Source organism: Komagataeibacter diospyri (assembly GCF_043995075.1).
Lineage (GTDB): Bacteria > Pseudomonadota > Alphaproteobacteria > Acetobacterales > Acetobacteraceae > Komagataeibacter > Komagataeibacter diospyri.
Genome location: NZ_CP171836.1, coordinates 1,429,244 through 1,450,713, shown reverse-complemented (window position 1 = coordinate 1,450,713; position 21,470 = coordinate 1,429,244). Strand labels below are relative to the sequence as shown.

Below are 21,470 nucleotides of genomic sequence, written 5' to 3'. Positions count from 1 at the left end.
TGGAGGACATTATGGATAAACTGGTTGTCGAAATGGACCCCGATGTCAAAGCTGTCTGTGACTTCATGGGAAGCAATATTGAGTCCGGGAAACTGGTTATAGTGGCACGCGCTGTTGCTGATCTCGCCCCGGTCATGTGGCGGCATTTTCCGAATGCCGGGTTTTATGATCCGCCCCTATCCGTCAGACGGATCATTGATTATTCTAAGGAGAACCCTTCTCAATCGCCGCAGCCACAAGCTGCCATCTGATAAGGCCATCCCGCAGTGCGTGCTGATGGTGGTTCTGCGGTGGTAAAGCGTGACCTTTTGCCAGACCAATTTCGTGTCCGCACCCTGTGCATCGGTAAATACCGGCATCCGGGGCTTTATGTCCAGGTGCATGTGCGGTGGTGATATCAAAATTTCTATGCGGGCTCTGTATAAAATGGTGCATAAATTTATAAAATGGCATCTTATATCTCCAATGATGGAGATTAATCCTTCATTACCGGCAGGATTCGGGTCAACGCACCTCATCGTTGATCAAAAAGGGAAACCGGGCCAATGGCCCGATGGGCGTTGCTGATCATCGGGTAACTGACCGTTGCTGCAGCCAGTATTGCTAGCGCCAGAAAGACGGTTTTCTTGATCATGCTTACCTCCCTTCAGATGAGAGGGAGTGTTAACTGGCGCACGTATCGAGTGCGTGTCAGGGAAATATCATTTTGTATCAGGGGAATAAGGAAATTTTTAAGGGGAGGGTGACGCACCGACAGGGCCTCCCGGGAACCCTGCATGGCGATCCGGCCCGAAAACTGTCCTACGGCTGGAAGAATTACACCGTATCACGGCGCGTCATGATGAGGATGGCATCATTGGTTGTGCAGGAAAAGGGGGATGTGGCTACTCCGCTGCCCCATCCAACTCCCGCCGACTTAATGTCATCCTTGCCATCGTTTATCTCTGCCTTAGCCAGAGACTGGGGAGTGCGGCTTCCTATCAATCTTGCTACAGGTCTCAAGATAGTCATCAACGGCATCATGAAAGGCTTCCTGCAGTTCCTCGATCGTCTCTGCCTCGAAGGTGACGATATCATTGATACCAGCAAGTCGGCCCGCAAATACGCCGTCGTTCAACTCAAACCTAACGTGGGCATGCAGGTTTTTATAAGGCGCGAGGGTCATGTCCACAGGATCGTCCGGATCAATGGGATAATGCTTGGCCTCATACGCGGCCACAAGATCTGCCATGGCTTCCAGTCGGTTACCATCCGGGCTGCCGCGTTCTGGGTTGAGGACCATCAACCGATCAACCTCAGCAATGGCGGCATCCAGATCGTCATCGTTCCTGATCGGCTTGATATCCATCATTTCCCCGGTTTTCAGTTACGCATTGAGAATCAACCGGGCGATGCAGTCCGACCGTTTCTCCCCTGCAGTGCCGGCCTGCGCGTCCAGGCGCAGCAGAACCCGGCGGGGCAGCGTAACACTGATATGTTCAGGCGTTTCATCAAGTAGAGCCGGATCAACCTGCGCAAAAGCCCATACCCATTCAGGCCCTGACCACTCCGGGTTGTTCATCAGGACATCAAGGGGCGATGGGGCAGGGATACTCTCCCCGTCATCGAGGGCACACTCAATCCACAGGGTTATGGCTTCAGGCGCATTGTTCATGGCCTCTTCAAAGGTGTCGCCCGCCGAAAAACAGCCCGGAAGGTCCGGTACGATCACGCCATACGCTGTTGTCTCAGACCCACGTTCAATTACGATTGGATAACGCATGTGTCCCTTGTGGCAGGTTACAGCGGTCTTTCCAACTGCTCCCGCGCCAGCACCTGGAAATGCGCCTGCTCGGCGGGCGTTGCGTAATCTTCGGATACCGGCGTGTCCGATCCAGACCGACGCTCCGCAAAAGCGATCTGCCCATTCCACTGCTTATGCGGGTGGTGCAGCTTGAAGAGCTTTTCTGCCAGACGTTCTACGTCTCCGAGTGTGTTGGGCATGGCCAGCTCCTGACAGCGATTTTATTTTGATCGATGGTAGAAAACATAAAAGCATCTAAACCAAAAAGGCCCCGCCTCGGGAGGCAGGGCCGTCAATGATCTAGCTTGGAATCGCCATCACATCCGCCACCCGAAAGTGAACTGGAGGCGCATACTGAATATCAGTTTCAGTACCGCGAGCAGATGGAATGTAGGTCACTTCAAGGAAGGGATCAAGTAGGCTAAGTCGAGCGAAACCAAAATGGCCTCGCGGATGATTTTCATCTGTACGATAGGCATTCGTATTTGAACGTATTTTCGGCGGCCAGTTGTGGGGCAGCGGCCAGCATAGGGTAGGTTAAAACGCTCATAACTAACAACACTCATCATATCCGCCTTGGCCCACTTGAATCTGCCCAGGGAATGGATCAGGAGGACTCTGCCCAAATATCTATTTTCACTTGATAGGCTACCCCAGAGCATGCAGGTGTAGTGCTCAATGGTACAACAGAACAAAGTCTGTCACGTTTCGGCAGCCTTGAGTTGATCACGACCACCAACCGCTCTTTAACCATTTCCGGCGGGACAAAGCCGGTATCATAATTGCATCGGAGAATATCTCCGACCCTCGGCGGAAAATTTAACGGCATAGCTCGCTTAAATCAATCATATGGCTTTTCCCTTTACCACTCCCACATTACGGAACCAAATTTATACGATCAAAGGAGCCAGTGTTGATCACATAGGAAACGGAACGGCTTGTGATGTAGAAGGCAATACGCCTCCCTCAAGGGCACTCTTTCCCATGTGGCATCTTATACCCTAGAACCTGCTCGGTGCCGCCGTCCATAATATCTCTGAACGGAATAGTCAGGTCGTCACTCACACCAGCATACAAAAAAATGCGATTAAACGGGGTTATCCCATTTTCATCTTCCCCGTAAAATTTCACCCATCCTCTCCCATGCCGAGCATGGGCGATATACATCTGGTCAGATGAAGAATTGGATCGCGTGTCCTGAACCAAAAACAGGCATGCTCTGTTCGGAGCGTCTTTGGGTTCTATCGCAACAAAGCGATATTCTTTGCCGCGTTGGCCAGTCAGGATCTGTTCTTGCATGATGGCCCCTTTTCGCGTCCGGAATAGTATCGTGCCTCGGGCGGCTATTTATATCCGCCTCACTTCTTTTCATCTGCCGAATCAGAATTTTGATTGGCATGATGAGTCGCATAGGATGCAGTCCGGGACATCGCGCCAAATCGGGCTGTATGAACAGACTGGGGCTCAATGCCCTGTCGCGCAGTGATGCTGTCAGGCGTAGCAGGCTGATGCGGCTTGTGGGCACAAGCCGTGAGGATTACGACTGCGGCAAGTATGGTGATCTTTTTCATTTCATATCCTTGGGAATGTTCGATCGGGCGGCTTTTTGCTGTCAGCCCTTGTCGGGCTTAATCTCTTTCTCAAGCATCATCGAAAGGATTCGGTAAGTTCTGCTCCCGAATCATTTCTATTTTGATCTGTTCTCGTACCCGCGCAATACGTCTTTGCAGTTGGCCGATACGCGTTGCAGCGAGTTCAGCAGCATCCCTAGCGCCTTCGATGCTGTTAAAATCTTCGGCGTAATCTGTCGCTTCTATGAGCATGCCTTGCTCTACCCGGAGAGACGCCTCAAGCGTTTCAAGATCTTGCCGGAGCTTATACAGGCCAGTAAGTACTAATTTTCTCGGCTTTTCTGACTCAGAAGCGTCAGGGCCAAAGTCATCATAAAATCCGCCGTCGAACGTCCATGATAGCCGCTGAATAATTTCAGCGGTCATTGATCGTCCATATTTGTCTGCTGCATCATGGACCCGTTTCTTCAGGTCTTCTGGAATACGCAGACGGAAATGAAGATCTTCTCGTGCCATGCCACACATGATGCCACACATTTCTCTTGACCGATATGCCACACGTTAGCTATCGGTGTGTCTGCCACACGGAATGACACACTTGTGCGGCATAAGAAAAAGAGGAAGATAATGGCCGCAAGGGGAGATCCTATAATCAGGGTCCGATTAGCAAATTGGATAAATGAGTGGATGCGGCATGACGCAAAAAGCAATCGCCGTTCCATGACTGGTCAGATCGAATACTGCCTTGAGCAGTATATTCACCATTTCCAAAAAACAGAAAAGGCACCGGACCCCGCCCTGGAAAGCAAGTCCGATGCCCCTCACGTTGAATAAGGAACCCAACGAATGATTACTCTTAGCACGTCGACCATAACAGTTTCCACAGGAAACGCACTCACCATGTCGAGCCGCGAGATCGCGGAACTGACGGCCAAGCAACATGCTCACGTTATGCGTGACATTCGCGCTATGCTGGAACAGGTCGGAGAGGGTCGATCCAAGTTTGGATCGACCTATCTAGATGCTCAAGGCAAGGAGCGTGAGTGCTACAACCTCCCGCAGGATCTGACCTACAACCTCGTCCTCGGCTACCGCGCCGACCTGCGCCTGAAGGTGGTCCGCCGATGGATGGAACTGGAAGCCCAGCAGGCCCCGGCACTCCCCAAGACCTACGCCGAAGCCCTTCTCGAAGCCGGTCGCCTGGCACAGGAGCGTGACAAGCTAGTCGAGGAAAAGAGGGCACTGGAACCCAAAGTGGCGGCCCTCGATAAACTGGCATCACTCGAAGGCGTCCATAACCTGCGTTCCGCAGCCCAGCAGTGCGGGTGGCCGGAGCGGAAGTTCGTCAACCGGCTGATCGAACTCGGCTGGCTCTATACCCACAGCGTCACGGGTCGCAAGTGCGCCTATGCCGACAAGATCAAGGCCGGGCTGATGGAGTCCAAGAACGTCGAGGTCAGGCGTACCGGCTATGTCGAAGGTGTGGGCCAGCCGATGATTACACAGAAGGGGCTGGCGAAGATCAGGACGATTATCGGTGATGCGCCGGACGATGACACCACGCTGGCGGCCGGACTGGCCCAGAAGGCAACCCCGCGCCCTTTCGCGCACCGCTCGGGAGCGACACCGACATGAAGCAGGATATTGCACAGGCTGAAGACTTCCAGCCGCAAAAGCCCGACTTCTTTGAAGATGCGCAGCCCCTGACTTCTACCGAGGTCGCGGGTGAACTGGGCAAGGCGCTGGCCGTCTGCACCCGCATCTACCACCACCCGGACAAGGCCAATACCGACAACTGCGAGCGCAGCCTGCGGTCTGCCGCGCACGGCATCATGCAGATGTGGAATGACGTGCAGCGGATCAAGCAGGAACAAACCCGACAGTTAGGCCGGTAGGTGGAATGTTCCCTTCCTTGCCTGTGCGGGGAGGGGACGCGACCGGACTGTTACGCCGCGACAAGAGACCGCACATGCAGGTCCGCCTCATGGGTGCGGGCCTGCGCCATGTCCCATGCCACCTGCATGCGCATCAGGGTATCGGCCTTTACGCCAAATGCCTTTTCAAACCGGATCGCCATATCGGCGGACAGGTGGGCGCGACCGTTCAGCAGGGCGCTCAGCGCCTGCCGTGATACCCCGAAGTGTTCGGCCAGCTCCTTGATCTTCAGGCCGTGGGGCTCAACCAGTTCAGTTCTGATCCAGTCCCCAACGTTTACGGCGAGGGACGGGTGCATCTTAAGCGCCATGATAGTCCTCCATATCCATATCTTCCAGTGCGCCCTGGTCATTGACCCGGAAGGTCAGCCGCCAGTTGCGCGTTATGGTCATGGACCATGTGCCGGCCCGATCTCCTGACAGGGCATGCAGGCCGTAATTGGGTGGAACCGAAAGTTCATCCAGCGAAGCCGCAGCATCGATAAAAGCCAGCATCTTGCGCAGGCGGGCAGTATCTCCCACGATTCCCTTCGGGTTTCCTGTCTCGAAAAACCGGTGCAATCCCTTGTGTCTGATGCTTTCGATTTCCATCGAGAGTAAAGTATTGCTTTACGCTTAATGTGTCAAGTTATGCTTTACGTCGGTGCCGAGAGATCACGGTATGTGAGGGATAAAAACGCCTGCCATCCCACACCGTACTAACAAACCACCCATACCCCGAAAACCTGACCATTCAGTTTTCGGGGACGGCATGCGCTTCTCTCACCTTCTGGCAGCCGCCAGCCTTCTTGTCACGGTGCAGGCGCATGCAGCACCCACGTCCCCCATGGACCATGGCCTGTTTGACTTCGGCGCACAGACGCCGGGGTCCCAGGGCATAGGCGTCCCGCTTTCCACCACATATGCAGCACTTCCCGCATCGGGGCAGACTGGCATTCCTTCCTTCTGCTCTGACTGCAGGATCGGCAGCGGAAGCGCTGGCGTGCTGGTGCTGTGGAACGGCAGCGCGTGGACGGGCGTGTCCGGTGAGGCGGTATCTCACTGATGACCGATCCCCGTTATGCCACGGTCGAGGAAGTCGCCGTGGTGCGTGAACGTGTCGCCCGCGTCGAAGGCGTGCAGGACAATCTGCGCGATGACATGAAGCACCAGAACGCGCTTCTGATGCAGGCGGTCAACGATAATGCCGCCGAGACCCGCCGTGAAATGAACGACCGTTTCAGCGCCCTGCAGGAAAAGCAGGACAATCGCGATAACGACCTGTCCTCCCGGCTGGGACGCATCGAGGAACGGGAAGCGGCCCGCGACAAGCGGATGATGTTCTGGGCTGTCCTGATTACCGGGCTGCTGGGCTGGGGCCAGATCGGAGACGCCGCATGGCGCGCCGTCTGCCACATCTGGCACGGGGTGTTCGGCTGATGCTGGACGCCACCGCCATAGACACCGCAGCCCGCACCGCATGGGGCGAGGCGAGGGGGGAAGGGCTGTGCGGCATGCAGGCGGTCCTGAACGTAATCGGCAACCGGGCGGCGCACCCCGGCTGGTGGGGCCGCGACATCACATCCGTCTGCCGCGCGCCGTGGCAGTTCTCCTGCTGGAATGCGGATGATCCCAACGCCGGGAAGATAGCCAGCCTGAACCAGTCCGACCCGCAATACCGGACGGCTCACGAACTGGCCCTGCAACTGGTGGCCGGAACGCTGGTGGATCTGACGGACGGCGCGGACAGCTACTACCGGCACGGCAGCCCGGTCCCGATGTGGGCGCTGCCCCGGTTTTTCATCAAGACAATCGGCCATCACGATTTCTACCGGATTGGCCTGCATGGAGATGGTGCATGAACACCACTGCAAAACTGGGCGGTCTCGGGGCCGTCATCGCGCTGCTGCTGACCGAGGTTCCGGAGCAGTATGCCTTTTATGTCGCCCTGTTCATCATCGCCTGTGGCGTAGTCACCGCGATGGTGCCGCCGCCGCACGCAGGCAGCCGGTGGGCGGTGGCCTGGCAGGCCATCACCACCATCGGCCTGAACATCGGCTGGGCGGAAAACCACTTCAAACCGGGGCAATCGGGCGTGCGCGTGCCGGTGGCGGACAAGCCTGCCGCCAAGCAGGCCGTGGCTTCGGCCGGTATCCCGGTCCTGAACAAAAAGGGCAGGCCGGAGCAGGCGACCAATGGGAACGCCTAACCCCATCAGGCGCAGCCGACCTTTCGATCCCGGCAAATACCCGACGCGCCTTGATGCGCAGCGCATGATCGAAACAAGCGCAGCCGGAGTTGATGGCGCAGGAAACCTGACCATCACCATCGGGGCCGCGCCCGCGTCCGACAGTGCGCCCGGGGTGCCCGGCACCATCATTTTCGCATCCGGCGGCATCTACGTCTGCACGGCAGAGAACACGTGGTCCGCCTACACGCCAGCCGTGATCTGGCCATAAGGAACCGACATGATCAAACGATCCCGCCTGGCGGCCTGCGCCGCCGTCCTCTCGCTGGCCACCCTCGGGGCCTGTGCATCCGACAGGCAGGTGAACCTGCAGAAGGCTGCATACGATACCATGAGCGCCTACCACGTGGCCGCCACTGGTGCCGAAGCCTATCTGGCCAGCGGCAATGTGAACGCCACGGTCAAGGCCGAGATCAAGACGGCATCCGCCGCCGCCATGACCCCGCTGACCGCGCTGGATAACGCCATCACCGCGGGAGACAGCCTGACCACCACCACCGTTTCCACTGCCGAAAGCGCGCTGGCCGGACTGCAATCCGCGCTGGCCGACGCGCAGGCGACCACGACCACGGGGAGCAACTGATATGGATACAGCGGAAATCAGCGCCATCGTAAGCGGCGCCACCACCGTCATCGGCCTGATCGAGAAATACGGGCCCGAAGCATGGACCACCATCGTGCAGGCGGTCGAGCAGACCAAGAGCAGCACCGGCCCGACCGCAGCCGACATCGAAGCGATCTACGCCAAGTGCAAGGCCGATAACGCGGCCATTCAGGCGTCGTGAACTTCTATTCCGGATTGGCCCTCGGCTTCGTGCTGGGGGCGGCCTGCGCGGTGAGCTATCTGCTCATCGCGTTCGCGCGCGACTGCTGGCGGCAGGGACGGATGGAATGATCTGGGCGGCTCTTGGCATCATCGTGGTACAGTCCGCGCTGGCGTGGGTGATCTATTTTGTGGAGCGTTGGGACCACCAGCGTTACGTGCGCGATAATCTTGGGCCTTCCGCACCGTGATCTGGTGGAGGCCGCATAGGATCTTCTTTTGAGGAAAGAGAATCAGAAAGAGAGCATAATGAAGCATTGGTCTGATTGTGCAGTCTACAACGGACCGGCATTTGAACCGGGCCGTTGCAACTGTGGTGGATTTACAATTGCGCGTAGATTACGCGCATGGCTGTATCACCACGTTTATACCCAGGCTGGGGAATGGGGAATGTTTCACCTGTCGGTTGTGCAGTATTTATTTCGTCTACGCTGAACAGCTTCCAGCCCGTTGGTATGCCAGAACGGCTACCACCTGAGACCTGCCAAGCGCGCAACAATTCATTGCCGTTACGACATCTGCCGAAGGTATGCGGTTCAATTATACGATCTGACCCATGATATCGAACATATAGCCGCTGCTGGGAGCGGATTGCCTGCTCATATAGCGAAGCATTGCTGAAGTTGGTCAATTTGTAACCTACAGTTTTAATGTAAGCCGCCTTGACCCTGCATCTTGTACGGGCCATATGGCCCATGCTACACAAGAGAGCATTCCGCAGGCGGCCAATTCGCTTGCGGAGCAGAGAGGGGCAGGACCACGAATCCTAGCCCCTTTCTTTTTGTCTGAAATCTGGATAGCCGTACCTTCAAAATATTGGAAGAGAAAAGCACAATATGTAGTGTGCATTAAAGCTCTTATGCACAAGATAAACACATAATGTGTGTCAGGTGAAAAAACGGCAGGAACCCGTTCAGGCCTTGCCATTCGCCTCCCTTACAAAACAGCACCAGTAATTCACGATCTGATTGATAAGTGAATCTTACCGCTCAACAAGCTCCAACGCATCCTGAACAAGCCGGTTCAGGCTCACGCCACGGGCGGCCGCAATCTCAGCGGCACGGGCATGAACATCTGGAGACAGGCGGACCTGAAACTTGCCGGAGTAGCGTTTGGTAGGGGCGATCCCCTTTTCCTCGCACATTTCCAGAAACACGCGGAGCGAGGTCTCGCCTTCCCTGCGCAGCCCTTCCACACTGTCTGCGTAGAAGTCCGCCCCGCCATTCAGGCCAAGGAACTCGCCCCGGAACATACCAATTTCCGGATCAAACTGGATGACGGCCCGGTGGCCGCCAATCTCCATCACGTTGTTCATGGCATCACTCCGTTCTGCTCCAGCCATTTCCGCACCGATGCCACAGCACCCTTGTCCGTATCCGGCTTGGGGTGGGGGCGGTGAAAGACCCTGATTTCCCCGAACAGGACCACGCCAATGCGTGATCCTTCCCGCGACACTTCGGCGCCCAGTGAGATGAACAGGGCTTCAATGTCGCCCCACGGCACGTTGCCCGAGACAGGCCGCCTGAAGATCAGTTCGAGGGTCCGGCGGTGCTTGGCTTTCATAAATGGATGATACTGAAATATGGTATCATATTCAAAGAAAAACCATACCGGGTGATCTCCGGCGATCACCCGCGATCTGGCAGGTGATCCGCGTCGATGGCTGTGCCGGTTTTTGTGCCGACCTGATGTTCGGGCAGGCAGGAGCAGGGCGTTACATGCGGAACATGAACGCACGTCATCACATTGATAATAAACGATTTTAGAAATTTATCGGAGAGTGGCGGAGATTTTCAAGACCGCCGCCGTCTAGATGTTACCGCGCACAAAAAATGCTGCATTTTGTATGGTTACAGTATCGTCTTTTTTTGCTGGCAGCGGCTCCTGCCCCCCGTTCATGCGCTGTTGAAGCGGGTTATGGTGCCATATAGGTTCGTTTCCTGCATCGCGGCAAGTTTATACGTTCTGGTCAATTCCCGGGTGAGGGGTAAGGTACATAGGATTGTATTTCTGATTTGACGGATTTGGGTCAGCTATAAAGACTGATGTCATACAGAACTCATGGGAATTGATCCGTTGCGCCGCTGTTTCGCACCCGGATCGGATCGCCTGTCGGTAATGCATATGTGGAAAAGAAGAAGAAATTCTAAATAGTCACGTACATAATTATTTGTAATTGTGGCCGTCGGATGGATGGCTGTTCTGGACAGGTTGGTATGCATCCCGGTCCTTAAGGTCTCCGGGCTGCTGATTTCCTGTTATGCGTCACGCCAGAACAGGCGCGAGGGATGGCGGGTCTGCACGATACTCGATATAAACCGTCTTCATGTCATGGGGCAGGTTGAAGCTGGTTGTTGCGCCTGCATACCTCATGCAGGGCAACATAAGGGCAGCCTCAGTCCGTATACAGGGAAGTCAGAACTTCAGATCGAATTTTCCACGAATACCACTATCGGTGGAACGTTCACCATACTGACCGATATAGGACACGCCAATATTGACCCGGTTGGTCATTCTTGCCTTCAGACCAGCGTCCAGCACGGCGGTATTTTCCGACAGGTGAACGCCTGCCACATCAAACGCCGGGCCATCGCCACGTGCGAAATATTCCTGTGTCGCTGGTGTCAGGTGCCCAAAGGTGTGGCGGTAAGCCAGGCTGGCATTCGGCATTAGAAGCAGGGAACCCATTTGTATATTGGACGACATGCGTAAACCAAAAGTCGAATAGGTCGTACCCGTATCCATTCCCCGACCGACCAGCGCGGCTTTACCACCATGTTCATTGAAGCCATCTGTATGCAGGTTGACATAGGCAACATTTCCAAACGGTTCCAATGCCACATGCCCGACGTCGAAGCGGTAGCCAAGGTCACCAAAACCCTGGGCGGTGCCCCCCAGATAGCTGCTGTTTTCACGCCCTGAATAACCCGCGAACATGACCTGACGGTTGATGCCCAGCATATCCCATGAATATGTTGCGCCCAGTCGCAGGGCCAGACGTCCCCAATGCGTCCCGGCATAGCCGCCAACCGACACATTGTTGCTGTGGCCTGAAGATGAGCGACTGCCGACATCAAAGCCGGAGTGGCCATAACTGACCAGCCCACCAATGCGCCATGTGCTAAATACGGACGTATCCGCCCCCAGCACGAAGCCGCCGACACTGTGGTGCATGGAACCGGCATTGTCATCGCCCGCATTATGGCCCCAGCCACCATAGGCTTCACCCCACATTGCCGCACCTTCGGACTGGCAGGTGCCATCGGTGCGGCGGCCTTTCATGGTCGCGGTGGACTGGGTGCCCGCACCGGGATCGCATGCAGCCCCGCGCAGGCGGTCAATCGCGGCATTGCGCACATAAAAACTGTCCTGGATCAGTTCCGTGCGGGCGGACGCATGGATTTCACCAGATGTCGCATTGAATGCCTGCCGGGCCTGAGCACTGTTTCCGACAAGGCCGACATCATCCTTCATCGCGCCCGCTGTCATGCTGTCCAGAGCATGTGCCACGGCACTTTCGTTACGGGTGTGGGCAACATCGGCAAAGGAACGGACCTGCTCCAGGCGCAGATATACGTCGTTTGCGTCCGAACCTTCTGTCACGACATCGAAAGCGGATATCTGCGTATTGCCAACCAGTGTGGTATAAGTCCCGCTCAGTCCCTGTGACGCGGTCAGGACCCGGTATATCCCGGCTTCATCTGATTTGCGGAAACCATTGGCTATGCCCGCAGTGGATGCCATGACCAACTGCGTGTTCGATCCGATCTGTGCCTGTCCGCTTACGGATACATGCCCGCCATTCACGATATAGGACGACCCGGCCTGCTGCTGCAGGTTGCCATTTACCTTGAGGGTGCCTGCCTTGGCGGGGGTACCTGCCATCAGGGTGGCGTTGTCCTTAACTATTACGCTTCCGACCGTGCCATTACCATCCAGCATTGTGTTCGACTGGGCCGTTACCGTGGAAGAGGCGATGGAGCCATCAACCGTCAGGGTGCCTGCCTGAATATCGGTAGCGCCGGTAAAGGAACTGCCATTATTGGCCGTCAGGACCAGATCGCCGCTGCCTGATTTGATAATGTCGCCATTGCCTATAATGTGGTTGTCCATATTATAGGTTGAATCAACACTGAAATTTATATTTCCATAATTTTCTATATCACCAATAATCCGGGATCCGCTTGCCATGTAAATGGACGTATTGTAATCGGAAAAGTTCAGGATGGCATCGGTCCCGCCGGATATGGTTCCGTAATTATATAATGATGTGGTCGATGGCCCAATAATCCAGCTTGCCAGGGCGGCATATCCACTCGTTATGGCACCATAATTATATATGGAAGTTTGACCGCTGACACCGACCCCAATATTGTCTCCGTGGACTGTGCCATAGTTATGGAAAGTAAATGGACTGTCAGAGCAGCACATGGTTATCCCACTCTGGACGGACGTGATCAGTGCGCCTTTTTCATTAATGACCGTGCCGCCTCCGGTTAAGGCGAGGCCTTCGGATATGTTTGTCTGGTTTTGTGCATCTACGCCGGAAGCGCCTTCAGCACGGATGGTGCCCCAGTTGTCAATATACGCAGCACCATCAATATCGACCCCATCGCCATCTCCGGTACCGGATCCATTATAGCCGCCTATGATCGTGCCATAATTTACGACCTTGCCGGTGCCATCCGACCCGACGCCTGACCCGTTCCGCCCAATGATCGTAGCGCCCGCAGCATTATAGACATCGACATAGCCACCTGTCGTGATGCCATGGCGTTCACCGGAAATCAGGCCGCCACTCTGATTGATGACCGTGCCGGTGGGGGCTTCCTGAAAATCAATCCCGTCATGCTTGTCCCCGACGGCCCCATCGGCATAGATGGTCCCGGAATTGACAACCGTGGCGTTTGTACCCGGGCGGATGCCATCATCATTATCCGCTTTTATGACGCCACTTGCGGTATTCGTGATGGTTGTTCTGTTGGACGTACCCGTAATGTCGTTCAGATCAATGGCCTGTCCATCAGTAGTGCTTTCAATGGTGCCGCTATTGGTAATGGATACCGTTCCCTTAGTGGCGCTTCCGGCATGGATTGCGTCATCGGAGGAGGTGATGCTCGCGCCCTGATCGACCGTGACAGACAGATTGTCTGGTTTTTTCAGGGAAATACCCTTGTCGTCATCCGCAACCACACTTTCTCCGGATGTTAAGGTAAAGTTGTCGTTTCCTGAAATCGTTGTCGCCATTGCCATGGTGGGAAGGGAGACAGGCGCAACCAACATAAAAAAAGCGTTTAATGAAGTATTGAAAAAGGTATTACTGTTTCCCACAATATATCTGCCTGAATATTTTATATAATTTCAGGTCAAGATTATGAAATTTTTGTTAAGAATAAAAGGCCGATATGGGGCGGAATATATTTCAAAATATGTTTATCTGCGGCATATGGCGCTGCCAGCGATCGTTTTACCTTTTTTTCAACCTATTACCTGTCAGAAAGAATTTTTTCCAGACGATCGTGACGGGTTGCAGGACCTGTTGCAGACAGTTTCTGGTAATGCTGCGGTGTTCCCATCTGGCGCGAATCCATACGATCTTACGGATTCCGGTTGATCGAAAAGGGAAGCTGGGCCAACGACCCGATGCGCATTGGTGATTGTCGGATAACTGACCACTGCGGCACCCGGTATGGCCAGCGCCAGAAAGACGATTTTCTTTATCATGTCTGTCTTCCTCCAGATGAGAGGAATTCTTAACTGTTATGCGTATCAGAATACGTGTCTGGAAAATATCATTTTGTATCAGGGGAATAAGGAAATTTTTAAGGGGCTGTTAAAAATGATACTTTGCTGAAAAGTAATAAAGGTTTTATGGGGGCCGCTTTTTCAAAAAGCTGGCGTCTGGTGAAGCTTCCTGAAAAAAGCTTCATCCAAAACGTCTTTGAAATTTACAGGAAATTTCAAAGTCAGGCCTGTTGCATGCAGTCTTCCGCATATGCCTTCAGGATTGCTTTGCGATGTAAAAGAACGTTCCTTGCATTCATGGGGTCTGTCCATCTCGCGCGCTACGATCCGGTTATGTTGAATGCAGGCAGCCCCTAACGCATCAGGTCGGACAGCGCATCCATCTTGTCGGCCACCATGGCGATGGTGGCGCGGATGTCAGCGGTCACCGTCTGTGCGTTGTCCACTGTTTCGGACAGACGTTCGAGGTCGGCGCGGATCTCGTGCACCAGAACCTTCCGTTCGGTTACGATGCCGTCTTCGTCTTCCATATGCCGTCTCCCGTGTTTTGATATGCCGGTGGCAAGGATGCGGATCTTTTTCCGGTTTTACAAATACAATATGCCCACGCTTTGTCAGGATTCCGTTGATACGGCATGTCGTGAAGGGCCCGCTACGGTTTTGCCTTCGACCCATCTTGCGATACATCCCGCCAGCAGGGGCGTGAACAGGGAGAACACAGGTTGAAGCAGCAGGCTGAACAGTGGATGTGGCGGATTGCAACCGGCCTTGTCGTCCCCATGCCGGTGCTGCTGCTGTATGCGCTGGCACCTGCTGAAATCGTGGTGACGGTGGTGGCGGTGCTGTTCGGGGCCCGTAGCATTGTAACCCGGCACGGGAACTGGTTGCGGCAGCCCTGGGTGATCGTGGCGGGATTGCTATGGGGACAGATCATCCTTTCCTCCATGGTCATGGGGGATGGTCATGGGCGCGCGCAGGCCGTGTGCTTCGGGCGATATTTCCTGTTCATCGCCGCCCTGCAGGTGTGGATACTGCCCGCTGCGCGCATACGTGCCGTGCTGGCGCGGGTGTATGGGAGCGTTGCCATATGGCTGGTTGCGGGATGCTGGCAGCAATACATATGGGGGTACAACATATGGGGTTACGGCCGGTGGGCGGATGGCGCGCTGCTGGGGCCGTTATGGGCGCCGCGCGCGGGATCAGGGCTGTTCATGACGGCGTTGCCGGGACTGTTTCCCGCCGCCATACGGCTGTCACAGCGTGAGGGCGCGCGGGGGCGGGTCATGGCGGCGGCCATGCTGCTGGGACTGGTGCTGACCATGGTGCTGGTGGCGCAGCGCATGCCGCTGTTCCTCATGCTGGGGGGAATGGGCATTGTCGGTGTGCTGGTGCCGCGCCTGCGGGGCGGGCTGGTGGCCGTGGGGCTGCTGGGGGCGGGTAGCGTGGCGCTGTCGCCGGTGCTGGCGCCGCAGGCGTATCACAAGCTGGTCGTGAACTTCATCGCGCACATGCATGCCTTTGCCGACAGCCCGTATGGCATGCTGTTCATCCGCGCGGGCGTGATGATCCAGCAGCACCCGTGGTTCGGGCTGGGGTTTGACGGGTTTCGCCATGCCTGTCCCGATCCGGTGTATTTTCACGGCCTGCCGTGGCTGGGCGTGGCGGAAGGGCCGCATGGCGGTGCGACCGGCTGCAACCTGCATCCGCACAACTATTACCTGCTGATGGGGACCATGGGGGGACTGCCTGCCATGGGACTGTTCATTGCACTGGTTGTCTGCCTGCTGGTGACCATATGGAAGGATGTCGTCCCCACACGCGACCCGCAGCGGCTGATGCTGGCGGTTGTCGTGACACTGGTTTTCTGGCCCGTGGCGTCCACCAGCTCATTACTGACACAGCCCACGGCGGGATGGCTGTGCATGATTGCGGGATGGGCGTTGGCGGCCTCCCCAGTTGCATCCCGGTTGCAATACGTGCATGGCGGGGACTAGCCCCGGCAGGCGTGGCGCATTACAGTGCCCGCCGTGGGATACACGGATGAACGGTGGCAGGGGCCAGTCTGCCGGCCTCCTTCCTCGTCCGTATTCAGTTAGGGGAGCCTGCGCTATCGTTTTCGCCTGTTGTTCCGAGGGCACGTGTCCGGGGCCATCCCGTGCGCGGGTTTTTGTACGTGTGATCACCCATGTCCACTTCTGAACGGGATGCACTCAAGCGCATTTTCGGCAATACCGGTTTCCTGATTGCCGGGCGGGCGACAAATGCGATCTGCAGTTTTGTCTATATCGCATGGGCGGTGCGGGCGCTGGGGCTGTCGCAGTTCGGTGTGCTGATGCTGGTCACGACGTTCGGGGCCGCCGTATCGCAGGCCACGCACCTGCTGTCGTGGCAGCCATTGCTGCATTACGGCACCGAACCGTTTACCAATGGCCGCCAGGCACAGTTTTCGCGTGTGCTGGCGTTCTGCATCCGTGCCGATTACATAAGCGGCGGCGTCGGGTGGCTGGTGGGCACGCTGGGGGTCGCACTGTTCGGTGCCTATATGGGGTGGCCCGCGGCTGACCAGGGGGCGGCCTTTGCCTATATGCTGACCATCGCATTCATGAACACCAGCTGGTCGGCCGGGGTGTTCCGGCTGTGCAATTCCTTCTGGCTGACCATGCTGACCGACCTGTCCGGCGCGCTGGTGCGCACCGTGGGGTCGGGCATCGGGTTCATGTATCACATGGGGCTGGATTACTATCTGCTGGTATGGAGCGTGACACAGCTGGTCATGTTCATAAGCAGCACCATGCTGGGGTGGCTGCAACTGCGCCATACGGGCGCCACGCAGCGTTTCAGCCTGTTTGCCCCGCTGAAGGCGGGTGATGCACCGGGCATATGGCGCTTTACCCTGTCCACCAGTTGCAACCATCTGCTGGGGTCGGTTTTCAACCAGTTCGGCACGTTGCTGGTGGGAGGGATTCTTGGCCCGGCCGATGCGGCGGTCTATCGCGTCTCCCGCCAGATTGGCGAAGGGATCGCCAAGCCGGCACAGCTTATGATGCCCGCGCTGTACCCCGAATTCATCCGCCTGCGTGAAGAACAGGACTGGTATGGCATCAAACGCGTGACGATCAAGCTGTTCCTGATGATCGGCGGGTTTTCCATCCTGCTGATGGGGGTGGCGATGGCGGTGGGCAATATCCTGCTGACATGGATGCTGCATGTCCACTGGCATGGTGGGCGTTCGCTGATCATGCTTATGCTGGGAAGTGCGATACTGGGGCTTGGGGTCGTGCCGCTGGAGCCGCTGCTGACCGTGATCGGGCAGGTGTCGCAGGTGCTGAAAGGGCGGATCATCGTCACCCTGACCTACCTGCCGCTGGTCTATGGCATGACCATGGCGTGGCATCTGGAAGGGGCGGCGGCAGCAGCCGTCGTGGCGGGTCTTATCATGCTGGGTGTCTGCCTGCGTCCGGTCGTGGCATGGTTCCGCCGTATGGCGCCGGGACGCAGGCCGGCAGGAGCGGCGGCAGGAGATGCGTCCCCGGCTACCGTGCCGCCGGTGCCTGAAAAGGGAACATAGCCCCTGTAAATTTAAAGAGGTTTTCGGTGAAGCTTTTTTCAAAAAGCTTCAGGGAACGCCGCCTTTTTCTAAAAAAGGCGGCGTCTGGAAACGTTCTGTTTTTTTATCTGGTCAGAAGTTGGCGGTCAGGCTGACATTGAATGATCGGCCCATGCCCGGCAGCGCACGTAGCACGCCGGTTGCCGCGTTATCGGCCAGCGACCATCCACCCAGCGGCAGTTCGTATTTCTGGTTCAGCACGTTGTCGATGCTGGCATCCAGCGTCATGTAGCGCCAGTGGTACTGTCCCCCCAGTCCCAGCAGGGCATAGCCGGGCGTGCGGGGTTCGTTGCGGACCCAGTCCACGCTGTCCTTGGCCTTCACGAAGGTCATTTCCACCCGGCCGCTCCAGTTCTTCCACCGTTCGTTCAGCGATACGCTGCCATTGGTCGGCATCTGATGGTACAGCCCCGCGCCATTGGTCAGGTCCTGCCCGCGCACCCAGTTGATGTTGGCCACGATTTCCCCACGACCAAAACGGGTGTTCTGCCACAGGCGGTAATTGCCCGAACCGTTTATGCCGTAGCTCTGGGCATTATGGTTGACGAATCCCAGCGTGTAGAACTGCCCGGCCGATGCCAGGCGCTGTGCGTTCACGTAATTGTGGGTATAGGTGTAGTAAGGCTGGACTTTCAGGTCCCACCTGTCGCCGTTCGGGTCATGCCAGTCGGCGGTGATGGAGGCGGTATTGGCGACTTCAGGCTTCAGGTCGGGATTGCCGACATAGCCGTTGCCGTCACCAAACCAGTTGATCATGCTGGTGACCATGGCCGACCGCCCCCAGGCATAGCGTTCGTACAGGTTGGGCGAGCGGGTCTTGCGCGCATAGCCGCCTTCGATCGTAAGGTCACGGCGGGGCTTCCAGCGGACCATGGCCGTGACATCAAAGTTCACGTCCGTCCGGCCCCGGTCGGTGGCATTGAACGCATTGGCCGCGTTGATATTGGCCATGTTCATCATGTTCATGGTTGATGAGTAGCCGGATACCGGCCCCGTATTCATCATGACCAGGTCATTGCGGAAGCCCAGCAGTGTGGTCACGCGCGGAGTCCATGCCGCTTCCCATTCCACAAAATGGCCCAGCCGGTCGCGATGGCCGTCATTGATGCTGTGATAGGTGCCTGGTCCCATCATCATGCTGCCGGCAACAGGCGGCCACCAGTCATTCAGCCCGGAATGGTCGAACGAACTGCCCAGCCGCAGGGTCTGCCCTTCTGCCAGCGGTATCGTGGCCTTGATGCTGTAGCCTGCCATGCGGGCGTTGGTGTTCATGGGCATGTGGGTGGTCTTGTCGCGGTCGGGCAGGAAGTCCATGGCATGGTCCTCGCGCTGCCAGTAGCCGCGCGCCTCCAGTTCGCCCCAGTCAAAGGTGCCGACATACTTGCCGTTCACGAAGGTGGAGCGGTTGTTGGTCATGTCCATGTACTGGTTGGCGAACCCTTCATGCGGGGTGTCCTGCTGCCCGAATGTCAGGGTGAACAGGTGGTTGTCCTTGTGCATGCCAAAGGTCACGGCATGGTTGTAGGTCAGGTAGCTGGTGGAGCGGACCACGCCCGCATCCCCTCCGCCATTGTAATCGCCTGCCTGGCTGTAGGATGCGTTGTAGCGCAGGCTGAACATGTCATTGGCCACCGTCAGGCTGCCCGATGCGCCATAGCCGCCACCATTGCTGCGATAGGTGCCGGTGACATGCCCGGTGACCAGTATTTTGCCATGGCGCGCGAATTGCGGGTCCTTGCGTTCCACATCAATCGTGCCGCCGGTACTGTCGCCCCCCATGCTGACGGGGGTGATCCCGGCAATGGCGGTGGCCGTGTCCACGCTGTCGGGGTCGATGAAGGACAGGGCGGGATTCATGTGGTTGGGGCAGCCTGAGGCAATGCGCACGCCATCGACCACGGTCGCCACGCGGTCATCGGCCATGCCGTTGATGACCGGCAGGGACGCAAGCCCGCCTGCGGAATAGGTGCTGACGCCGGGCTGGTTGCGAAACAGGCTGGCGGTATCAGGGCTGCTCAGGCTGGCTGCCGTGCGGGACGCCTGCGATGGGGAACTGGCCGATAGCAGGCGGTCACCCATGGGGGTGTTCTCGGCCGTGTCCTCGATCGACAGGCCGGGTAGGGTTACGGTGGTTTCGGCCTGCGCCATGACGGGGTACAGGCCGACAGCCAGCATGTAGCCGCCAGCAGCCGCGGCAATGGGCGCGGCCGTTCTTTTTATGGAAGTCACTTTTCATGTCCTGAACAGGGAACGGGAATGCGCACACCCGGTCGGGCATGCGACAGCGCATGGGTTCAGGAAACGGAAGGTGGCCCCCGTGACGGCGGCAAGCCGAGTGGAGAGGATGGGGGCGCGCGGGGCTGTCGCGGCTCATGCCGGGCCTGCCGCCATGCCAGGGATGGCAGCGGCAGGAAGGGCAGGAGTGTCAGCGCAAGGGCGGGCAGGTGCAGAAGCGGGCACAGCGGGCAGCCTTCGGCATGGTCATGGCCCGGATGGGCCGCCATGTCGTGCGGACCGGCAGGCATGCCATCCATCATGGCATGATGATGGGCGGGCCTATGGACCGTGGTGGCCGTATGTCCCGGGGGCGCGATATCGATCCCCGTCAGCCGCATGATGGTGGTCCGGGGCAGTTCCCCCGGCATGCTGCGGCTTTCAATCAGCAACTGTCCCCACAGCCCCATGCACGCGCACAGCACCATGACCCAGCGGATCACAGGCATGTCATGCAGGAAGGGGTGGCGGGCATGGCCCATGATTGAACAGGCTCTTTGTGGTTGTAAGATAAGGCGGTAACAGATTTATGTTCTCGTGGGTGCGTTCCTGTTTGTCAAATGGAACGCAGGCCGCCGTACCGGCTACAATGGATGGAACCGTGCCGCAACAGCAAGACAGAACAGCAGCCCGGCTGCTTGTCCCCGACGGTGCACGGGCGCGTGGGCGCTGGGCGCGCATGGCGGCCGGGTGGGCGGTGCTGCTGGCGGTGCTGGGACACGGCGTGATCGGGGCATGGCTGCTGCCGGGGCACCAGGGCGTGCCTGCATCACCCAGCGAAAAAAATGCCATTCAGGTCTTTTTTGACCGGCCGGAGGTTGCAACGCCCCCCGGACCGGCTACGCCACAGCCACAGCCACAGCCACAGCCACAGCCACAGCCACAGCCACAGCCACAGCCACAGCCACAGCCACAGCCACAGCCACAGCCACAGCCACAGCCACAGCCACAGCCACAGCCACAGCCACAGCCACAGCCACAGCCACAGCCACAGCCACAGCCACAGCCACAGCCACAGCCTCAGTCCACACCCCGTGTGGGGGGCAAGCAGGAAATGCCAGTCATGCGGCATCCCCCCGTCAGCACGCCCGTATCACCGCCGCGGGCATCCGCCCACGCAACGGCCACGCATGCAGAATCTGTCGCGCCGCCTGCACCCCCGCCCGGGTCCCGGACCGATACCGTCCACGCCACGACGGCATCCGGGCATGCGCAACAGGCTGCAACGGCTGCACGGCCTGCCTCCGCATTGCATTGTACGCCACCCGCATGGCGTTATCCCCCCATGGCCCGGCATATGCATGAAGAAGGCAGCGCGCTGGTGGATCTGGTTATTGGCGGACAGGGACAGGTGGTGCAGGCGAACCTGCGCAGCAGTACCGGTTACGACGATCTGGACAGCACGGCCGTTGCCGCCGCGCGCAATGTTCATTGCACTTCTGATGGTGGCACGCTGGAAGGCACGCATCTTACGCTGCCGGTCGTATTCCACCTGAAGGGATAAGG

The 21,470-nt window shown here is 57.5% G+C and carries 31 protein-coding genes and 1 pseudogene; 17 read left to right on the top strand and 15 right to left on the bottom strand.

The features are described from left to right. Positions 1 to 11 precede the first annotated feature (11 nt). Complete coding sequence (locus ACE2AA_RS06865) at positions 12 to 251, top strand: hypothetical protein (RefSeq protein WP_395371845.1); 240 nt, start codon at positions 12 to 14, stop codon at positions 249 to 251. Positions 252 to 949: 698 nt separating this feature from the next. On the opposite strand, the gene ACE2AA_RS06860 is transcribed toward ACE2AA_RS06865, so the two are convergent. From ACE2AA_RS06860 to ACE2AA_RS06830, 7 genes are all read right to left on the bottom strand, one after another. Continuing rightward, a complete protein-coding gene (locus tag ACE2AA_RS06860) occupies positions 950 to 1,351 on the bottom strand; it encodes a hypothetical protein (RefSeq protein WP_395371843.1) in 402 nt (133 codons plus the stop codon). Positions 1,352 to 1,366: 15 nt separating this feature from the next. Continuing rightward, positions 1,367 to 1,762, bottom strand: a complete 396-nt coding sequence (locus ACE2AA_RS06855; protein WP_395371842.1) for a type II toxin-antitoxin system HicB family antitoxin — start codon at positions 1,760 to 1,762, stop codon at positions 1,367 to 1,369. A 17-nt stretch (positions 1,763 to 1,779) separates the two neighbouring features. Beyond that, positions 1,780 to 1,983 carry a hypothetical protein gene (locus ACE2AA_RS06850; RefSeq protein WP_395371841.1) on the bottom strand — a complete coding sequence of 68 codons (204 nt, stop codon included), beginning with the start codon at positions 1,981 to 1,983 and terminating at the stop codon, positions 1,780 to 1,782. Positions 1,984 to 2,390: 407 nt separating this feature from the next. Then, positions 2,391 to 2,612 (bottom strand): type II toxin-antitoxin system PemK/MazF family toxin, encoded by a 222-nt coding sequence (locus ACE2AA_RS06845; protein WP_395371840.1) that lies wholly within the window; start codon positions 2,610 to 2,612, stop codon positions 2,391 to 2,393. 137 nt (positions 2,613 to 2,749) lie between these two features. Then, the gene (locus ACE2AA_RS06840) at positions 2,750 to 3,082 is read right to left on the bottom strand and encodes a hypothetical protein (RefSeq protein WP_395371838.1); all 333 of its coding nucleotides are present in this window, start codon (positions 3,080 to 3,082) and stop codon (positions 2,750 to 2,752) included. Positions 3,083 to 3,141: 59 nt separating this feature from the next. After that, complete coding sequence (locus ACE2AA_RS06835) at positions 3,142 to 3,354, bottom strand: hypothetical protein (RefSeq protein ID WP_395371837.1); 213 nt, start codon at positions 3,352 to 3,354, stop codon at positions 3,142 to 3,144. Positions 3,355 to 3,423: 69 nt separating this feature from the next. Beyond that, on the bottom strand, positions 3,424 to 3,870 hold the full coding sequence (locus ACE2AA_RS06830; protein ID WP_395371835.1) for an Arc family DNA-binding protein: 447 nt from the start codon (positions 3,868 to 3,870) through the stop codon (positions 3,424 to 3,426). A gap of 330 nt (positions 3,871 to 4,200) precedes the next feature. On the opposite strand from ACE2AA_RS06830, the pseudogene ACE2AA_RS06825 reads away from it, so the two are divergent. The 3 genes and pseudogenes from ACE2AA_RS06825 to ACE2AA_RS06815 form a co-directional block, all read left to right on the top strand. Next, positions 4,201 to 4,482: pseudogene (locus ACE2AA_RS06825) on the top strand (Rha family transcriptional regulator); the annotation flags it as partial. Beyond that, positions 4,483 to 4,989 carry a phage antirepressor KilAC domain-containing protein gene (locus ACE2AA_RS06820; protein WP_395372149.1) on the top strand — a complete coding sequence of 169 codons (507 nt, stop codon included), beginning with the start codon at positions 4,483 to 4,485 and terminating at the stop codon, positions 4,987 to 4,989. It abuts the pseudogene before it with no gap. Next, complete coding sequence (locus ACE2AA_RS06815; protein ID WP_395371833.1) at positions 4,986 to 5,249, top strand: hypothetical protein; 264 nt, start codon at positions 4,986 to 4,988, stop codon at positions 5,247 to 5,249. Before ACE2AA_RS06820 ends, ACE2AA_RS06815 begins: the two co-directional genes overlap by 4 nt. Before the next feature lie 50 nt (positions 5,250 to 5,299). On the opposite strand, the gene ACE2AA_RS06810 is transcribed toward ACE2AA_RS06815, so the two are convergent. Next, on the bottom strand, positions 5,300 to 5,599 hold the full coding sequence (locus ACE2AA_RS06810) for a HigA family addiction module antitoxin (protein ID WP_174234107.1): 300 nt from the start codon (positions 5,597 to 5,599) through the stop codon (positions 5,300 to 5,302). Beyond that, complete coding sequence (locus ACE2AA_RS06805; protein WP_118963051.1) at positions 5,589 to 5,879, bottom strand: type II toxin-antitoxin system RelE/ParE family toxin; 291 nt, start codon at positions 5,877 to 5,879, stop codon at positions 5,589 to 5,591. Before ACE2AA_RS06805 ends, ACE2AA_RS06810 begins: the two co-directional genes overlap by 11 nt. 160 nt (positions 5,880 to 6,039) lie before the next feature. Here ACE2AA_RS06805 and ACE2AA_RS06800 point away from each other — a divergent pair, with 160 nt between their 5' ends. The 8 genes from ACE2AA_RS06800 (at position 6,040) to ACE2AA_RS06765 (ending at position 8,529) form a co-directional block, all read left to right on the top strand. Then, positions 6,040 to 6,333: a hypothetical protein gene (locus ACE2AA_RS06800; RefSeq protein WP_141260491.1), complete on the top strand. Its 294-nt coding sequence runs from the start codon at positions 6,040 to 6,042 to the stop codon at positions 6,331 to 6,333. Then, entirely contained in the window at positions 6,333 to 6,707 is a 375-nt protein-coding gene (locus tag ACE2AA_RS06795) for a hypothetical protein (RefSeq protein WP_039733460.1), read from the top strand. Before ACE2AA_RS06800 ends, ACE2AA_RS06795 begins: the two co-directional genes overlap by 1 nt. Then, positions 6,665 to 7,129 carry a cell wall hydrolase gene (locus ACE2AA_RS06790; protein ID WP_395371830.1) on the top strand — a complete coding sequence of 155 codons (465 nt, stop codon included), beginning with the start codon at positions 6,665 to 6,667 and terminating at the stop codon, positions 7,127 to 7,129. The genes ACE2AA_RS06795 and ACE2AA_RS06790 overlap by 43 nt, the downstream gene beginning before the upstream one ends. Further along, entirely contained in the window at positions 7,126 to 7,476 is a 351-nt protein-coding gene (locus ACE2AA_RS06785; RefSeq protein WP_395371828.1) for a hypothetical protein, read from the top strand. The genes ACE2AA_RS06790 and ACE2AA_RS06785 overlap by 4 nt, the downstream gene beginning before the upstream one ends. After that, the gene (locus ACE2AA_RS06780; protein WP_141260488.1) at positions 7,463 to 7,726 is read left to right on the top strand and encodes a hypothetical protein; all 264 of its coding nucleotides are present in this window, start codon (positions 7,463 to 7,465) and stop codon (positions 7,724 to 7,726) included. Before ACE2AA_RS06785 ends, ACE2AA_RS06780 begins: the two co-directional genes overlap by 14 nt. Before the next feature lie 9 nt (positions 7,727 to 7,735). Beyond that, positions 7,736 to 8,098: a hypothetical protein gene (locus ACE2AA_RS06775; RefSeq protein WP_141260487.1), complete on the top strand. Its 363-nt coding sequence runs from the start codon at positions 7,736 to 7,738 to the stop codon at positions 8,096 to 8,098. 1 nt (position 8,099) lies between these two features. Next, the gene (locus ACE2AA_RS06770) at positions 8,100 to 8,300 is read left to right on the top strand and encodes a hypothetical protein (protein ID WP_039733456.1); all 201 of its coding nucleotides are present in this window, start codon (positions 8,100 to 8,102) and stop codon (positions 8,298 to 8,300) included. 106 nt (positions 8,301 to 8,406) lie between these two features. Beyond that, the gene (locus ACE2AA_RS06765) at positions 8,407 to 8,529 is read left to right on the top strand and encodes a hypothetical protein (protein WP_264371841.1); all 123 of its coding nucleotides are present in this window, start codon (positions 8,407 to 8,409) and stop codon (positions 8,527 to 8,529) included. A gap of 791 nt (positions 8,530 to 9,320) precedes the next feature. On the opposite strand, the gene ACE2AA_RS06760 is transcribed toward ACE2AA_RS06765, so the two are convergent. Together ACE2AA_RS06760 and ACE2AA_RS06755 are read right to left on the bottom strand one after the other, a co-directional pair. Beyond that, positions 9,321 to 9,653 (bottom strand): type II toxin-antitoxin system HicB family antitoxin, encoded by a 333-nt coding sequence (locus tag ACE2AA_RS06760; protein WP_141260486.1) that lies wholly within the window; start codon positions 9,651 to 9,653, stop codon positions 9,321 to 9,323. Further along, on the bottom strand, positions 9,650 to 9,901 hold the full coding sequence (locus ACE2AA_RS06755) for a type II toxin-antitoxin system HicA family toxin (RefSeq protein WP_395371825.1): 252 nt from the start codon (positions 9,899 to 9,901) through the stop codon (positions 9,650 to 9,652). Before ACE2AA_RS06755 ends, ACE2AA_RS06760 begins: the two co-directional genes overlap by 4 nt. 2 nt (positions 9,902 to 9,903) lie before the next feature. Between ACE2AA_RS06755 and ACE2AA_RS06750 the strand changes: the two genes are divergently transcribed. Beyond that, complete coding sequence (locus tag ACE2AA_RS06750) at positions 9,904 to 10,104, top strand: hypothetical protein (RefSeq protein WP_395371824.1); 201 nt, start codon at positions 9,904 to 9,906, stop codon at positions 10,102 to 10,104. A gap of 649 nt (positions 10,105 to 10,753) precedes the next feature. Here the strand turns inward: ACE2AA_RS06750 and ACE2AA_RS06745 are convergent. Continuing rightward, on the bottom strand, positions 10,754 to 13,531 hold the full coding sequence (locus ACE2AA_RS06745; RefSeq protein ID WP_395371822.1) for an autotransporter domain-containing protein: 2,778 nt from the start codon (positions 13,529 to 13,531) through the stop codon (positions 10,754 to 10,756). Positions 13,532 to 13,712: 181 nt separating this feature from the next. On the opposite strand from ACE2AA_RS06745, the gene ACE2AA_RS06740 reads away from it, so the two are divergent. Continuing rightward, complete coding sequence (locus ACE2AA_RS06740; protein ID WP_395371820.1) at positions 13,713 to 13,952, top strand: hypothetical protein; 240 nt, start codon at positions 13,713 to 13,715, stop codon at positions 13,950 to 13,952. 484 nt (positions 13,953 to 14,436) lie between these two features. Here the strand turns inward: ACE2AA_RS06740 and ACE2AA_RS06735 are convergent, their stop codons facing one another. Beyond that, positions 14,437 to 14,613 (bottom strand): hypothetical protein, encoded by a 177-nt coding sequence (locus ACE2AA_RS06735; RefSeq protein ID WP_162851926.1) that lies wholly within the window; start codon positions 14,611 to 14,613, stop codon positions 14,437 to 14,439. Between the two features lie 192 nt (positions 14,614 to 14,805). Between ACE2AA_RS06735 and ACE2AA_RS06730 the strand changes: the two genes are divergently transcribed. Next, positions 14,806 to 16,077 (top strand): O-antigen ligase family protein, encoded by a 1,272-nt coding sequence (locus tag ACE2AA_RS06730; RefSeq protein WP_395371819.1) that lies wholly within the window; start codon positions 14,806 to 14,808, stop codon positions 16,075 to 16,077. A 191-nt stretch (positions 16,078 to 16,268) separates the two neighbouring features. Beyond that, positions 16,269 to 17,651, top strand: coding sequence for a lipopolysaccharide biosynthesis protein (locus ACE2AA_RS06725; protein ID WP_141300481.1), 1,383 nt, complete (start codon positions 16,269 to 16,271; stop codon positions 17,649 to 17,651). 111 nt (positions 17,652 to 17,762) lie between these two features. Here ACE2AA_RS06725 and ACE2AA_RS06720 read toward each other — a convergent pair whose 3' ends face one another. Continuing rightward, on the bottom strand, positions 17,763 to 19,919 hold the full coding sequence (locus ACE2AA_RS06720; RefSeq protein WP_395371817.1) for a TonB-dependent receptor: 2,157 nt from the start codon (positions 19,917 to 19,919) through the stop codon (positions 17,763 to 17,765). 65 nt (positions 19,920 to 19,984) lie between these two features. Next, complete coding sequence (locus ACE2AA_RS06715) at positions 19,985 to 20,446, bottom strand: DUF2946 family protein (protein ID WP_193557646.1); 462 nt, start codon at positions 20,444 to 20,446, stop codon at positions 19,985 to 19,987. Positions 20,447 to 20,553: 107 nt separating this feature from the next. On the opposite strand from ACE2AA_RS06715, the gene ACE2AA_RS06710 reads away from it, so the two are divergent. Beyond that, complete coding sequence (locus ACE2AA_RS06710; RefSeq protein ID WP_395372148.1) at positions 20,554 to 21,468, top strand: TonB family protein; 915 nt, start codon at positions 20,554 to 20,556, stop codon at positions 21,466 to 21,468. Positions 21,469 to 21,470: the final 2 nt, after the last annotated feature.